Consider the following 16,051-nt stretch of genomic DNA (forward strand, 5'->3'; position numbering starts at 1 on the left):
AATGAAAGAACTTTCACCAAAATACAATCCAGCCGAGGTTGAGGCTGGACGTTACCAATCTTGGTTGGACCAAGATGTTTTCAAGCCATCAGGTAATCCTGATGCCAAGCCATATTCTATCGTGATTCCACCGCCAAACGTGACTGGTAAACTTCACCTTGGTCACGCTTGGGACACGACTTTGCAGGATATTATCATCCGTCAAAAGCGCATGCAGGGCTTTGATACCCTCTGGTTGCCAGGTATGGACCACGCTGGTATTGCCACTCAAGCTAAAGTTGAGGAGCGCTTGCGTGAGCAAGGCGTTTCACGTTACGACCTTGGTCGTGAGAAATTCCTAGACAAGGTTTGGGAGTGGAAGGACGAGTACGCAACAACCATCAAAGAACAGTGGGGCAAGATGGGTCTCTCTGTCGACTACTCTCGCGAGCGTTTCACCCTTGACGAAGGTCTGTCAAAAGCGGTGCGCAAAGTCTTTGTTGACCTCTATAAAAAAGGTTGGATCTACCGCGGTGAATTTATCATCAACTGGGACCCAGCAGCCCGTACTGCCCTATCAGACATCGAAGTTATCCACAAGGATGTCGAAGGTGCCTTCTACCACATGAATTATATGTTGGAAGATGGCTCGCGCGCGCTTCAAGTCGCGACTACGCGACCTGAAACCATGTTTGGGGATGTGGCTGTCGCTGTCAATCCAGAAGATCCTCGTTACAAGGACTTGATTGGTAAAAATGTTATCCTACCAATCGTAAACAAGGCTATTCCAATTGTAGCTGACGAGCATGCTGATCCAGAATTTGGAACAGGTGTCGTTAAAATCACACCAGCCCATGACCCTAATGACTTTGAGGTCGGTCAACGCCACAACTTGCCACAAGTTAACGTCATGAACGATGACGGGACCATGAATGAGCTGGCTGGTGAATTTGCTGGTATGGATCGCTTCGAAGCCCGTAAAGCGACTGTTGCTAAGCTGGAAGAAATCGGTGCCCTTGTTGAAATTGAAAAACGTGTTCACTCAGTAGGTCACTCAGAGCGTACGGGTGTTCCAGTTGAGCCACGTCTTTCAACACAATGGTTCGTTAAGATGGATCAATTGGCTAAGAATGCCATCGCCAACCAAGACACAGATGACAAGGTAGAATTCTACCCACCACGTTTCAACGATACCTTCTTGCAATGGATGGAAAACGTTCACGACTGGGTTATCTCACGTCAGCTTTGGTGGGGTCACCAAATCCCTGCTTGGTACAATGAATCAGGTGACATGTACGTTGGCGAAGAAGCACCAGAAGGTGATGGTTGGATTCAAGACGAAGATGTTCTTGACACCTGGTTCAGCTCTGCCCTTTGGCCATTCTCAACCATGGGCTGGCCTGATGTGGAAGCGGAAGACTTCAAACGTTACTTCCCAACTTCAACCTTGGTTACTGGTTACGACATCATTTTCTTCTGGGTGTCACGTATGATTTTCCAATCGCTTGAATTTACTGGGCGCCAGCCATTCCAAAACGTTCTTATCCACGGACTCATTCGTGATGAGGAAGGGCGCAAGATGTCTAAATCGCTTGGAAATGGTATCGACCCAATGGATGTCATCGAGAAATACGGTGCCGACGCCCTTCGTTGGTTCTTGTCTAATGGCTCTGCCCCAGGACAGGATGTCCGTTTCTCCTACGAGAAGATGGATGCCTCATGGAACTTCATCAACAAAATCTGGAACATTTCCCGCTATATCCTCATGAACAATGAGGGGCTCAGCCTGGAGCAAGCGACTGCTAACGTGGCTTTGGTGGCCAATGGCGGAGCTGGGAACGTGACGGACCGATGGATTCTGCACAACCTCAATGAGACCATTGCTAAGGTCACTGAAAACTTTGACAAGTTTGAGTTTGGGGTTGCCGGTCACATCCTTTACAACTTCATTTGGGAAGAATTTGCCAACTGGTATGTTGAATTAACCAAAGAAGTCCTTTACAGCGACAACGAAGATGAGAAAGTCATCACACGTTCAGTCCTTCTTTACACAATGGACAAGATCCTTCGTCTCCTTCACCCAATCATGCCATTTGTGACAGAGGAAATCTTCGGTCAATACGCAGAAGGTTCAATCGTGACTGCGGAATACCCAAGAGTAAATGCTGCTTTTGAAAATGCTGACGCTCATAAGGGTGTTGAAAGTCTCAAAGATTTGATCCGCTCTGTTCGTAATGCGCGTGCAGAAGTGAACGTTGCCCCATCTAAACCAATTACCATCTTGGTTAAGACAAGTGATGCTGAACTTGAAGCCTTCTTCAATGCCAACGTCAACTACATCAAACGTTTCACAAACCCAGAAACCCTTGAAATCAGCTCTGCAATCGCTGCCCCAGAATTGGCTATGTCAGCCGTTATCACAGGCGCAGAAATCTTCCTGCCGCTAGCAGACCTGCTCAACGTAGAAGAAGAGTTGGCTCGCCTTGACAAAGAACTAACCAAATGGCAAAAAGAGCTAGACATGGTCGGCAAAAAACTCGGCAACGAACGCTTCGTCGCCAACGCCAAACCAGAAGTCGTTCAGAAAGAAAAAGACAAACAAGCCGACTACCAAGCTAAATTCGATGCGACACAAGAGCGTATTGAAGAGATGAAGAAGTTGGTGAAATAGAATAAATAGAATAAATAGAATAAATCTAGAAAGTAAATTTTCCTAGGTTTATTTTATTTCGTAGAAAAGAAAGCGCATCCATGGTAAAATGTAGCTATCATAAGATATAGACGAGGTGAACTATGAAGATTGACAAGATAAATATTACAGGTTATAGAAGATTTAAAGATTCAACCATTAATCTGGATTATGGAAACTTTTCTGTATTAGCAGGTGCAAATAATAGTGGTAAAACCTCTTTAGTACAACTGCTTGATTATATATTCAATAATAACTCAAAAAAATTATTAAAATTCAATGATTTTTCAATTGAGATGAAAACCTTATTGGATGAGAAGATTGAAAATTTGAGTATTGATTTGAGTAATAAGGAAGAAGAATTTCTACAGTTTTTAAAATATATTGGGGAAAATATTAGAATTAGTGTTAAGCTTAGTATCTCTTATAAAAAGGATGAATCAATAGGTCTTTTTGCTAATTATTTAATGGATTTAGAGTCAGATATGACCAGTTTCTTTTTTGAGTATATTTATAAATTCAATATTGACAAAATAAAAAAAGACTTTACTCAATCTGAAGTAAGATCTAAAGAAAAATTGAGAGAGATTATTGAAAGTAGTACTGAAGGGAGCTACTTTTATTCGGATGAAAATTTTTCAAATAAGAGAAAAATTGACTACAATGAGTTTAAAAACTTGTTTAATTTTGAATATGTATCAGCAGATAGAGAATTAGATGATGAAAGTTTGAAGAATAAGAAGATTACTACAACAATTATATCTAGCACAGACCCCAAAAAGATAAGTATGAATTGGGAAAATGAATTTAATCAATTGGAGAAAAGTATACAAAAAAATTTAACTGATTCTGGTATAAAAGAGAAATTTCAGGAGAGAACTGAGGAAGCATTAGAAGATTTAAAGGAGAATCTGGATAATGTTTCAAAAAATGAAATAAATGCACTCACGGCCGATTTTGATTTTAATGGAAAAACTTTATTGAATTTACTCAAAAATAGTATTTATATTAGTTATGCTCATAAATCTGGGGAATTTCGATTTAACTTATCTGAGGAGTCACAAGGTCTTGGGGTAAGTAATTTAATTTACATTAGCTTACAAATCAATAGTTTTTCAAGAAAAATTAAGGAATCAGGTGCTAATACAGTAAATCTGTTTGTTATTGAAGAACCTGAAGCTCACATGCATATACAAATGCAGAAAGTATTGGTAGATTATATAGATACTATTTTTAAAGATAATAGAAATATTCAAGGTGTTATCACAACTCATTCAACTGAGATTGTAAAAAATGTTGATATAAATAATGTTAAAGTGATACGATCGCAAAATAATTATATGAATCGTATTGTTGACTTGCATCAATTTATTGAAAAAAATAAGGATAGAGAATTCTATGAAACATTTTTTAAACTAAATTTTGCAGATTTAATTTTTTCTGATGCTGTTATTTTTTATGAAGGTGATGCAGAACGTATGTATTTTGAAAGATTAGTTACTCGGAAAAATACAAAATATCTAAACCTATCTAGACAATATATCAGTTACTGTCAATGTGGGGGTGCACATGCACATAAATATTTTCCATTAGTAACCGAATTAGGAATGAAAGCCTGTGTGTTTACTGATATAGATTATGGTAAGGAAAGAGATTCTCTTGATGAAATACAGAAAGATAAGACCACTAATTCGACATTAAATTCATTGTTAAAAAGTAATAATAAGAATGTTGGTGAAATTTATAAACAACAAAAGTTTAGACGAAATAAAAACATTGAAGTATTCACACAGACTCAAAATGATGGGTATGCTCGGACATTAGAAGAAGCAATAATATATAAATTGATTATTCCAACTTCAAAATATGGAAAAGAAGATAGACGAAAGTATAAATCAAACCTGAATTACGGAAGAAGCTATAGTGGAAAATCAATCTTAGATACTAAATATTATAAAAAGAAAATAAGAACGTATAATACTAGAATAGATTATGGAAAAAATCATTTTATAAAATTAAAATTACAAAATAAAAGAGGTGTATTTATTGAATTTGACCGAGAATTTTGGGAAAACCTTAAGTGTGAGTCAAAACTTGATTTTTCTGTTCCATCTATTAAAAATAAAAAGCTTAAAGGTAAAGTTTTGATAAACACCAGAGATATTGTGAATAGTTTAATAAAAACAAATTTTATGTATTCGATTATTATGAATAACAAAGAAATTGAAGTATTACCTAATTATATTGAGGAGGGATTATCGTGGCTGAACAAACAAATTTCTATAGGATAAATGCTCCTGCTGGTAGTGGAAAAACTCACTATATTAGTAGAACAATAAATAAAATCATAGAGGAGTCACCTTTTGCTAGTATTCTATGTATAACATATACAAATAGGGCAGCAGAAGTGATGAAAGAAAGAATAATTTCTCCAAATATTTCAATATCAACTATCCATGCTTTTTTAAATAATTTTTTGGAACCATTTTTTAAAAATAAAAAAGTTGTTACATTTTATATTGAATTTTTTAAACAAAAAATAGAAGAAGATTTAGAAAAAACTAAAATAGTTGAACGCTATAAGGAAAGATTTAATATAGCTACGGATATCTCGTTGGAAACTGTGTCTAATAATCTTGATAGTCTTTACTATAATGAAAGACAATATTCTTTCCCATTAGACGGGGGACTATCACATGATGACTTGTTAGATTTTTCATTTAAACTAGTAGAAAAATTTCCGAAAATAGGGTTTAAGCTACGTGAAATGTATCAATATATATTTATTGATGAGGTACAAGATACAAGTGCTGAAATTTTAAAGTTCTTTTACAATTCAACTAAAAATAGCAAGACCAAAGTATATTTTCTTGGAGATAAAATGCAGGAAATTTATAATAAATATGATGGATCATTTGAAGTTGAATTCAATTCTTTTGATAATTCTATTTCAGCACAGTTTAATAGAAACTATCGCTCATCAAAAGAAATTGTTGATTTATTAAATGGATTATATCTTTCAAGTAGCAGAATAAATCAAGATTCCCATAAAGGAGTGGTAGGTAATTTCCCTAAAATAATTTTGACAAATGATATTGAAAAGTTTCTCGTTGATAATAGTAAGAAGTATGAGGATTTTTATAAATTAAGGACAGTAAATATAAAAAGATTTGAGAATATTAATAATACTGAAAAATCTGCTGGTAAAATTTACAAAAATTATCAGAAATTATATCCTAATAACAGTCGTATTAGTGTAATGGATGTATTAGGAAATAATAATTTTGAGGAAAATCCAGATGAGTTAATGTCGTTTTTAAGCTTATTATTTAAAATAAAGCATGATTACAGCAATAAGAATTATGGTGATGTAATTCGAGTAGTAAAAGGTGTCAGAAAAAAAATACACTATGGTAAAACTATCTCTGTATTTGAAGAGGGATTATTAAAGATAAATTATCACACAGACAAAGTGAAACTAAAAGACAAAATGGATTATTTAGTTGAGGTATTAGAATCTGAAGAAAGACTTGGGGTAGTAATACAGAAGTTAGTTGAAAATAAAATTATCAATAATGTTTTTTACAATTTTATTTTCTTATATGAAAGGAACGGAGAATTCCTATATACAGATTTATTTTGCGATTCAGTGGAGTTATTTAAACTAATAGATGATTATAATCGAAATCCGATGGTTTCGACACAGCACGGAGTTAAAGGTGAAGGACACAAAAAGATATTATTTGTAGCAGAAGATTCTTCAAATCCCGGAATTAAAATTTATGATTTCTTTAATCTATTTACAAATTTTTCAACACAAGGGTTGAATTTTAACCTGGACAACTTTCAAACTTTTTATTACGATTTAAATAGGAATATTTTATCTTTAGAGCAAAAAATTGGCAAAAAAATAGAAAAAATTACATCAAATGATAAGGAAGAATTCTTTAGAGATTTTCAATATATTTACAATAAGTATTTTAACAATGACTATTATAAATATATTTGTCTGAAAAATAATACACTAAATTTTCAAACTAATACAACCGTTAAAAATATAAAGATTATTTTTAATAAAAATTTAGTAAAATCAATATTAACAGCATATAAACTTTTTTATGTAGGTTGTTCTCGATCAGAAGAGGAGTTGGTCGTACTAGTTGATGAAAATCAGATTGATAATTTAAATCAATTTAAAATTGTATTTCAAAATATAGGATTTCAAGTTAATTGACATTTGGTAGTATATACAGTATGTATTGGATTAAATCTTTGATTTGTTGCACTGATTATTAGAAACAGTAATGAGTTTTGGGGTGATGTAAATGAGTGATGTTGCTAAAATTACTGACAAAGAACTCAAGAAGAATGAAGAAACACTTAATTCGGTTGAAGAATTTTTGAAGATTTTAACTAGTAATGTTTTTATTTTAAAGGGAGTGTTCTTATGAACGAGTTACAAGATGCTTTTTTTCTGATAAGCTAGCAGATTTAAATGATATTCAGCAAGCTGATTCTGCTATGAAAGAATGGCTACAAGAAGGACAAAAAGCATATTCACACGAGGAAATGATGAATCGTTATAGTTGATTTTATTATCTCAATTTAGTAAAAAGTATTTAGATAACTTTGCTATTTAAGTTTTCTTTCAGTTTTGCTTAAGCTAGTCTAGCTATACTATAACCCTCCTAGCAGTAGACATCGACCAATCACTACGTATTAAAGTACTAGTTCTTGGGATGTCTTTGCATAGATATTCGTAAGCGACTAGAGTCACAACGACTATCGTAAAAACTTTTCTTTTTCATTAATCTCTAAAGTAAGGTCCTTAACTACACACACAATGCCCAGCCTGAATAGGTTGGGTTTTGTGGTATAATGTGCATGAGGAAGTGGAAAAAGGAGAAGGTTAATTCTTATGAAAAAGAAGATTGTTGATAAAGATTATTGTCCTTGTGATAGTGGGAAAGTTTATGAAGATTGTTGTAAATTAAAAGATATCGAATGGACAATTTCAGATGGAAAAATAACAAGGACGCAAAGATTAGTACCTGAGATTGAAGAAATTTTACTTGAAATAAAGGAGAATTTTAAGCAATTGTACGGACGTGAAATGAATAAAGAAGATTATTATTTTGGATTTGCGCCTAATTTTAGGAATGATTCAATGTTGCATATAATGGAGTCAATGAGGGCTGCCAATATTCCTGAGGAGATTATTTATGCACATTTTAAAACAGATGGCCTTTTACCAATTGAAGAACTAAATCTTGATAAGATACCAGATGGATATCTTGCAGAATTTGAAGAATATACTGAAGAGTACGAGAATGCAATGAATTCTGATATTGTTGATGAAATAAGTTCTATTAAGTATGTTGCCATGATGAATTCAATAATGGAAGTATTGGTGTTAGATACAGGAGAAAGTTTAAAGGTAGGTCTTACAGATTTTATTCATAGACATTCTGAAGGCAAACAAATAACAAATTTTGAAATGAAAACAGAGTTAGATTATTGTATGTTTTCTGCACTGAAAACGATAAAAACACTAGAAAGTGTATCTATACTAAAATCAGAATTTGTTTCGGAATCTATTTATGCTCTAGGACGTAGTATATTTGAAAACTATCTTTATTTATGTGCAATAAATCAGGAAGAGAATTTTTTTAAAGAAAAAATGTATCCCAAAATTGATAGTAAAAAATTTGCTTTTTCAAAAAATTCAAACGGGAAGTATAATTATAATAAAGTGGTGAATCGACAAACTGGAGAAACCCACAATGTTAAGGTTTTGCTAAGTGATCTTAAAAACAAATTAAATGATACTAGGTATAAAGAATTATATGATGTTTTTTATCAAACTGCATGTCAGTTTGTACATGTGGATATTTTGACTGCAGAAAGCTATTTTGAATGTCATGATCCATATGATGAATTAAATCCATCTTTGGTGGCAAATGTGATTATTAATACTTTAAGTTTATTGGTGTTAAAGGAGATAAGCAACAATAGATGTGTCCAAAATCAATTTAAAATAGACTGTGAGTATTTGACAAGTAATATATCGAACAAAATTTCTGAATGTTTAGTTCTTATACGTGCTGATAAAGAAAGGCCAAATGCAATCATTGATGTACTACATAATCGCCTAAAATAAATTGTATATTAATTTCGACAGATATAAATCCGTTCTTTACATCCCCCTCATTTTTTTAGATAATAATATTATCGAACAACGAAGGAATTATAATATGTCTGGGAATCTATTGTTTCAGGATAATCTGCTGCATTCTTTGCAGTATGGGTTTATTGATAGGGAAGTTTTTCAAGAGGGGATTTATGCTCCCAAGATTTTGATTAATGATGTGACCAGGCATCGTTATGTTTTGAATGACTTGCAGGAGGCGCTGAGTAAGTCCAAATCCTTTTCCTTTAGTGTGGCTTTTATTACCCAGTCAGGCTTGGCCCTGATTAAGAGTCAGCTTTCTGATTTGGCTGATGATGGCATTCGCGGGCGAATCTTGATTTCACCCTACCTTGATTTCAATGACCCGATTGCCATGAAGGAATTGCTTAAGCTGAAAAACGTCGACGTCCGGATGACGCCGACTAATTTGCAGATGCATGCTAAGTTTTACCTCTTTGAACAGGAAGATAAGCAGGTTATCATTTCTGGAAGCTCAAATCTGACCCATATCGCTTTAAAAATTAACTACGAATGGAATGTCAAATTGACCTCAACTCAGAATGGTGATTTTATTCAAAATGCCAAGGACGAGTTTGAAAAAATTTGGGAACAGTCTCAGGTGTTAACCCTAGAGGCCATTAATGCTTACGCTGCCCGCCGTAAAACCGTTATTCAGACCGTCACCATCCAAGAAGAAGTTACTGCAGAGTATCAGGGGAGAATCAGACCCAACAAGATGCAGGAGCAGGCTTTGGAAGGCCTAGCAAATGTCAGAAAAAATGGGGCTAAAAAGGCCCTAGTCATCAGTGCAACGGGAACAGGGAAAACTTACCTTTCTGCCTTCGACGTTAAACAGTACAATCCTGGCAGGATGCTCTTCATTGTCCACCGTGAACAAATTCTTCAAAAGTCTCTCAAGGATTTTCAGAAGGTTTTAGGCTTTGAAGACGAGGAGGGATGCCTCTATAAAAGCGGAGCCGATATTTCCCAGAAAAAATACGTCTTTGCGACCATTCAGACCCTTTCCAGAAACGCCAATCTTCAATCTTTTGACCCGGCTTTCTTTGATTATATCCTCATTGATGAGGTGCACAAAGCTGGCGCAGATTCCTATAAGAAGGTGATGGACTATTTCCAGCCTGACTTTTACCTGGGCATGACGGCAACCCCGGAGCGGACTGACGGTCAAAATATTTATGAGCTCTTTGATTACAATATCGCTTATGAAATTAGACTGCAAGAAGCCCTGGATAATGACATGCTTTGTCCTTTTATTTACTATGGGGTTTCTGATATCAAAGTCGATGGTCAGCTCATTAATGAAAAATCCACTTTCTCAAATCTAGTGTCTGAGCAACGGGTTAAACACATTTTGGATAAGGTTTCTTATTACGGTGTCAGTGGTGAGACGGTGAAGGGCTTGATTTTCTGTTCGTCAGTCAGAGAAGCCAATGAGTTAGAAAACCTCTTTAATGCAAAAGGTTTACGGACTCGTGCCCTATCTGGGATTCACAGCCAAGAGGAGCGCCAGCAGGTTGTTGCGGATTTAGAATCTGGCAAGCTAGACTATATTTTGACAGTGGATATCTTCAATGAAGGAATCGATATTCCTAGTGTCAATCAGGTGGTCATGCTTCGAAACACCCAGTCTAGCATTATCTTCATTCAACAGTTGGGCCGTGGTCTGCGTAAACATGATTCCAAAGAGTATGTGACCATTATTGATTTCATCGGAAATTACCAGAACAACTACCTAATTCCAGTGGCTCTCTTTGGTGACCAGTCCATGAATAAGGACAATTACCGCCGTGAAGTGCGTGAGCCCAACACCTTAAAAGGTTTGACCACCATCAACTTTGAAAAGATTGCCAAGGAGCAGATTTTTTCATCCATCACCAATACGACACTTTCATCTATCAAAATTTTACGTGATGCCTTTAAGGATTTGGAAAATAAGCTGGGCAGGACACCTTATTTGGTAGATTTTGTCAAACTTAAGAGCATTGAACCGCTTATCTTCTTTGAAAATTCAAGTTTTAATAACTACGCTGATGTTATCACTAAGTTTTCAGATGAGACCATTTCTTTGTCAGAAATTGAGAAAAAGTTCCTCAATTTTATAACCTTTGAAGTGCTCAATGGTAAACGCAAGCATGAATTGTACTTGCTCAAACTATTACTGGAAAATGGTGGACAGGTGTCGTCTGATAAATGGTTTGAGTATGTGTTGGAACATGACTTAGATATTCGTTCAGAGGTTCTGGAATCAGTCAATCGTGTTCTAGATTTGTCATTTCTCAAGGCTCAGGAGCAGAAGAAGTATGGTACAGATGCTTTGGTGTCCTTGGTTGATGAGACTTATCAACTTAATGAGTCAGTTCAAAAGTCACTGAAAGAAAATAATCAGTTTGCTCTGCTATTTTCCGATGTCATCGAAACAGGAATCCTAAAAGCCAAAGACTACCCTCAGGTCTTTACGCTAGGGCAGAAGTATTCGCGTCGTGATGTGCTCAAGCTGATGAATGTCCGCAAGGATGAGCCACCTTTGAATATTGGGGGCTACAAGATTGACCAGGAAAACAATTCTTGTCCGATTTTTATCACCTATCATAAGAGTGAGGATATTAGCGATACCATCAAGTATGAGGATGAGTTGCTCAATGAATCGACCTTGAAATACTTCTCAAAGAATAAGCGGACACTGGAATCTAACGACGTCTCTACTATTATTAATTCTAATGAAAATGGCTTGCGCTTGGAACTCTTTGTCATCAAAGATGATTCAGAAGGCGGAGAATTTTATTATCTGGGGCCACTCAAGTATGTGGAAGGCAGTGCAGATGAATTGCTTAGGAATGGAGACTCAGTCGTCCAAATGCGATTTAAACTCGAATCACCAGTCGAGACAAATCTGTATAAATATTTGACGGATAAATAAAGAAATAGAGATTCGCTTGAATCTCTATTTCTTTTGTAAACATTCAACTGCAGGAATATCAACTGGAGCCCAGTTTAATTCCATGAGTCGATCAACGGGTAACCATTTGGAATCCTGATGTTCAAGAAGTTCTAAATCACCTGAAATTAATTTGGAAAGGTAAGTTTTCATAGTGACAATTCCAAAGTCATATTCATAAGAGGCTTCGTTAAGGTAGGAAACAATCTCGACTTCAGAATCAAATTCCTCTTTGATTTCACGAATGAGAGCTTCCTCAGGCGTTTCACCCTCCTCCAGTTTTCCATCAGGAAATTCCCAAAAACCAGCTAGGCTTTTTCCTTCAGGTCTTTGAGCACAGAAGATGAGTCCATCTTTTTCAATAGCAGCAGCAACAACATTGATAACTTTTTTTGACATTAATTTTCTCCATTTAGTTAAAAATATGATATCAAAATTTGGTGGAATGATAAAGGTTTTAAAGTTAAGTTTCCTTCAAGTTTTCTTTCAGTTTCGCTTAAGCTAGTCTAGTTATACTATAACTAGACTAGAAATAGGAATCCTAACACTTTTCTTTTTCATTAATCTCCTAAAGTAAGGTCCTTGAACTATCAGGGACCTTGCTTTTTTGTTTTCAAATATGCAAACGTTTTCGTATAAAAGTGTTATAATTGATTTGTTTATTATTTCAATGAACAAAATGTATATTTTGAGCAAAAATAGAGTGAGGAAAATATGAGTGAAAAAGAGGGGATTATTCCTTTTAAAGTCAAGCTTCGTAAGGAGATTTTAAGAGGTTTTCAGAAGGCCTCCATTTTTATTGGATTTAGCTATTTTGTGGTACTGATTCTATTTATTTTTATGGTGCAGTTTCGTCAATTGGTTGAAGGACGAAACACCATCATCTCGCATTTTGAACAGATGACTTTGCAGACGGATCAGATTTTTAAGAACCTAGAGGGACATGGGCTAGGCGACTTTTTGTCTGGAGAAATAGCAGAGCGGGAAATGTTTAGGCAAGTTTATCAGGAGACTGGGCAACTCCCTTTTCGCTCTGCCTTGTCCATCTATACAAAAGATAATCAATTAGTCTTATCAACAAAGCTACCAAATCGAGATGGACTAAGCGATGATTCTTATGTGAAGATTGCTATGAAGAATATTACTAATCAGGCAGAGTATCGGATAAGCAAGGACTATCAAGGGAATCGCTATTTGATAAAGATAAAGCCACTAGTTGAGGGTGAGGAGACAATTGGTTATCTGGTTCTTTATATAGATGGTAGTGACTTTGAAGCTAGTGTACAGGCAGATTCAACTCAGTATATCATTGCCGACAAGTACCAAAATCTATTTAGTTCCAACAGTATGAAGTATACTAGTCAAGAATTGAAAAAGGTGGATGAGAGGCAGTTTTTGGATATTCTAACGATTAGAGATGGGAAAATCTACTTAAATAATCACTATCAGCTGGGCAATCATCTGGTGCTCTATTCCTATATTTCTGTTGTCCCTATATCCTATTTGATTATAGTGACTGGACTCTTTGTCGTCTTTATCATGGTTATTTTGATGACCCTTGCCCTTCGCTTGTCAAGAAGAATTGTTATCCATAGTAGTGATAGCGTTGATGTTTTAGTGGCTGATCTGGAGAAGATTGTGAATGGGTACAAGGCAGAGCTAGAAGTTAATACGGATGATGAGTTTGGTTATTTGGCTAAAAAAATAAACGGTATGCTAGACACCCTGCAACGGCTCTTTTATCAAACTTTGAAATCAGAGAAGGAGAAAACGGTTTTTCAAAGGAAATTACTTGAAGCACAATTTCATCCTCATTTTCTTTATAATTCACTTGAGTCAATTAAAATTTTGATTCGTATCAATCCGGAAAAGGCAGAGCAGATGATTTTGTCACTCAATCGAGTTCTACGATATAGTATTGCTTCTGATAGGGAGAACGTTCCTTTAGAGCGTGATATGGCTATCATTGAAGATTACTTGGCGGTTAATAGTATTCGTTTTGATCTTTTGTATTTTCAACTTGACTATCCAGAGGAATTAGAGCAGTTGCTTGTACCAAAACTATTCTTATTGCCTTTGATTGAAAATTCGCTCAAATACGGTATGGAATTTAGACATGACTTAATGTTGAGAGTCCAGGTAACTTGTGATGAGCACCAAATATCATTTTCTGTTAGTGATAATGGACCTGGTTTTAGTCAGGATTTTAAAGAGCATTTTTCAGAATATGTAAAGGATGGACAAACTGAACACGGCTTAGTCAATTCATATAGTCGCTTGTCCATGTTATATCCAAGTAGCAAAATAAGATTATGGCAAGAAGAAGGCTTGCAGGGAGTAGAACTAACATTTGAAAGGAGACAAGCATGTTACGAATGATTATAGTAGAAGATGAGTCATTAATTAGGAATTGGTTGACAAAGGCGGTGCTTTATAATCAATTGGGAATTGAGCTAGTGGCAACTGCAAGAGATGGTCAAGAAGGTGCAGAATTAATTCGTGAATTGAAGCCGGATATAGTCTTGACTGATATCATGATGCCCAGAAAAAACAGCTTTTAATATGTTTGAAGAAACCAAAGACATCTCTTATGAGAAGATAATTCTATCATCTTATAGTGACTTTCAACATGCTAAACAAGCGATAAAATATGGCGTATTCAACTTTTTAGAAAAGCCCTTAGATGTCGAAGAGTTACGAGATACCCTATGGCAAATTTGTTTAGATATGAAGCAGGAAAGTCAGCATACTGGATTTGATAATTTACCAAAAATCGAATTACCTCAGATACACCAAGAAAACTGGTCTGCACTTTTAGTAGAATATGTTCACCAACACTACAATCAAGCTATTTCAACTGAAGAGATAGCCAAAAATTTTGGCTACAGCGAGAGTTACCTCTACAAAAAAATAAAAGAAGAATTGGGTATTACCTTAAAAGACTATCTCAATCGCTATCGCATCAAGCGGTCTATTCAAATCATAACTGATCAACCTGATTTGAAAGTTTATGAGGTGGCAGAAGCCGTGGGATTTTCAGATTACAATTATTTTGGTAAGGTTTTTCGTCGCTATACAGGCTTAACTTTTACAGAATTTAAAGAGAATTTTACTCATAGAGGATAGAATTGTTCTATAAAGAAAGCGTTTTCTTTTATAGAATATAGGTAACAAATACAAAGGAGCATGATTATGCGTAAAAAAATTCTATCTCTTGTTGTCGCTTCAACAGCAATTATTAGTTTAGCAGCCTGTGGTTCTAAGTCCGATAATAAGAATGCGGATGGAACAAGTGACAAACTTGTTGTCTATTCTCCAAACTCAGAAGGGTTAATCAATGCAACCATTCCAGCTTTTGAAGAAAAATATGGAATTAAAGTTGAATTGATTCAAGCAGGTACTGGTGAACTGTTCAAGAAAGTAGAGAGTGAAGCTAGTAAACCAGTTGCTGATGTTATCTTCGGTGGTTCCTATACTCAGTATGCACAACACCCAGAATTATTTGAGGAGTACACTGCAAAAGAAAACGATCAAGTCATTGAAGCCTATCAAAACACAACCGGTTATTCAACGCCTTATACTCTCGATGGTTCAGTTATTATTGTTAATCCAGATTTGACAAAAGGTATGTCAATTAAAGGGTACAAGGACTTGATAAATCCTGAGTTGAAAGGAAAAATTGCTACAGCTGACCCAGCTAATTCATCTTCAGCTTTCGCTCAATTAACTAATATGTTGCTTGCTACGGGTGGCTACGATAAAGAAGAATCTTGGAAATATGTAGAAGACTTGTTTACACTGATTGATGGAAAAATAACATCAAGCTCATCTAGTGTTTACAAATCAGTTGCTGATGGTGAGATGGCAGTTGGTCTATCTTATGAAGATCCAACAGTTAAATTGCTAAACGATGGAGCAAACATTGAAGTTATTTATCCTGAAGAGGGTTCAGTATTCTTGCCTGCCAGCGCAGCCATTATCAAAGATGCTCCAAACAAATCAAATGCTGAAAAATTCATTGATTTTCTTGTGTCAAAAGAAGCGCAGGATGCTTTGGGAACAGAAACAACAAATCGTCCAGTCCGTCAAGATGCTGCTGTCAGCAAAAATATGAAATCACTTGATGACATTAATACCATTATTGAAGATTATGACTATGTTATCAAAAATAAAGAAGATATCGTGAAACATTACAATGACATCTTTGTGGATATTCAATCAAAATAGGGGTGTTATA

General features: G+C 35.4%; 11 protein-coding genes. 10 read left to right on the forward strand and 1 reads right to left on the reverse strand.

Features of this window, described 5'->3' with window-relative positions:
* The first annotated feature begins 1 nt into the window (after position 1).
* From F601_RS0102935 to F601_RS0102960, 6 genes are all read left to right on the forward strand, one after another.
* Positions 2 to 2,650: a valine--tRNA ligase gene (locus tag F601_RS0102935; protein ID WP_018164178.1), complete on the forward strand. Its 2,649-nt coding sequence runs from the start codon at positions 2 to 4 to the stop codon at positions 2,648 to 2,650.
* A 122-nt stretch (positions 2,651 to 2,772) separates the two neighbouring features.
* Positions 2,773 to 4,959: an ATP-dependent nuclease gene (locus tag F601_RS0102940; RefSeq protein ID WP_018164179.1), complete on the forward strand. Its 2,187-nt coding sequence runs from the start codon at positions 2,773 to 2,775 to the stop codon at positions 4,957 to 4,959.
* Positions 4,929 to 6,902: a UvrD-helicase domain-containing protein gene (locus F601_RS0102945; RefSeq protein WP_018164180.1), complete on the forward strand. Its 1,974-nt coding sequence runs from the start codon at positions 4,929 to 4,931 to the stop codon at positions 6,900 to 6,902. The genes F601_RS0102940 and F601_RS0102945 overlap by 31 nt, the downstream gene beginning before the upstream one ends.
* 91 nt (positions 6,903 to 6,993) lie before the next feature.
* Positions 6,994 to 7,119, forward strand: a complete 126-nt coding sequence (locus F601_RS13605) for a hypothetical protein (protein WP_018164181.1) — start codon at positions 6,994 to 6,996, stop codon at positions 7,117 to 7,119.
* Between the two features lie 467 nt (positions 7,120 to 7,586).
* Entirely contained in the window at positions 7,587 to 8,828 is a 1,242-nt protein-coding gene (locus F601_RS0102955; RefSeq protein ID WP_018164182.1) for a DUF5677 domain-containing protein, read from the forward strand.
* Positions 8,829 to 8,922: 94 nt separating this feature from the next.
* On the forward strand, positions 8,923 to 11,796 hold the full coding sequence (locus tag F601_RS0102960; protein ID WP_018164183.1) for a DUF3427 domain-containing protein: 2,874 nt from the start codon (positions 8,923 to 8,925) through the stop codon (positions 11,794 to 11,796).
* A gap of 24 nt (positions 11,797 to 11,820) precedes the next feature.
* Here the strand turns inward: F601_RS0102960 and F601_RS0102965 are convergent, their stop codons facing one another.
* Positions 11,821 to 12,213, reverse strand: a complete 393-nt coding sequence (locus F601_RS0102965) for a (deoxy)nucleoside triphosphate pyrophosphohydrolase (RefSeq protein ID WP_018164184.1) — start codon at positions 12,211 to 12,213, stop codon at positions 11,821 to 11,823.
* Between the two features lie 315 nt (positions 12,214 to 12,528).
* Here F601_RS0102965 and F601_RS0102970 point away from each other — a divergent pair, with 315 nt between their 5' ends.
* The 4 genes from F601_RS0102970 (at position 12,529) to F601_RS0102980 (ending at position 16,041) form a co-directional block, all read left to right on the forward strand.
* Complete coding sequence (locus F601_RS0102970; RefSeq protein WP_018164185.1) at positions 12,529 to 14,193, forward strand: sensor histidine kinase; 1,665 nt, start codon at positions 12,529 to 12,531, stop codon at positions 14,191 to 14,193.
* Complete coding sequence (locus tag F601_RS13455; protein WP_248678565.1) at positions 14,181 to 14,375, forward strand: response regulator; 195 nt, start codon at positions 14,181 to 14,183, stop codon at positions 14,373 to 14,375. Before F601_RS0102970 ends, F601_RS13455 begins: the two co-directional genes overlap by 13 nt.
* Position 14,376: 1 nt before the next feature.
* Entirely contained in the window at positions 14,377 to 14,940 is a 564-nt protein-coding gene (locus F601_RS12230) for a response regulator transcription factor (protein WP_248678567.1), read from the forward strand.
* Between the two features lie 66 nt (positions 14,941 to 15,006).
* Positions 15,007 to 16,041: an extracellular solute-binding protein gene (locus F601_RS0102980; protein ID WP_018164186.1), complete on the forward strand. Its 1,035-nt coding sequence runs from the start codon at positions 15,007 to 15,009 to the stop codon at positions 16,039 to 16,041.
* Positions 16,042 to 16,051 lie beyond the last annotated feature (10 nt).

This window comes from Streptococcus henryi DSM 19005, assembly GCF_000376985.1.
Taxonomy (GTDB): Bacteria; Bacillota; Bacilli; order Lactobacillales; family Streptococcaceae; genus Streptococcus; species Streptococcus henryi.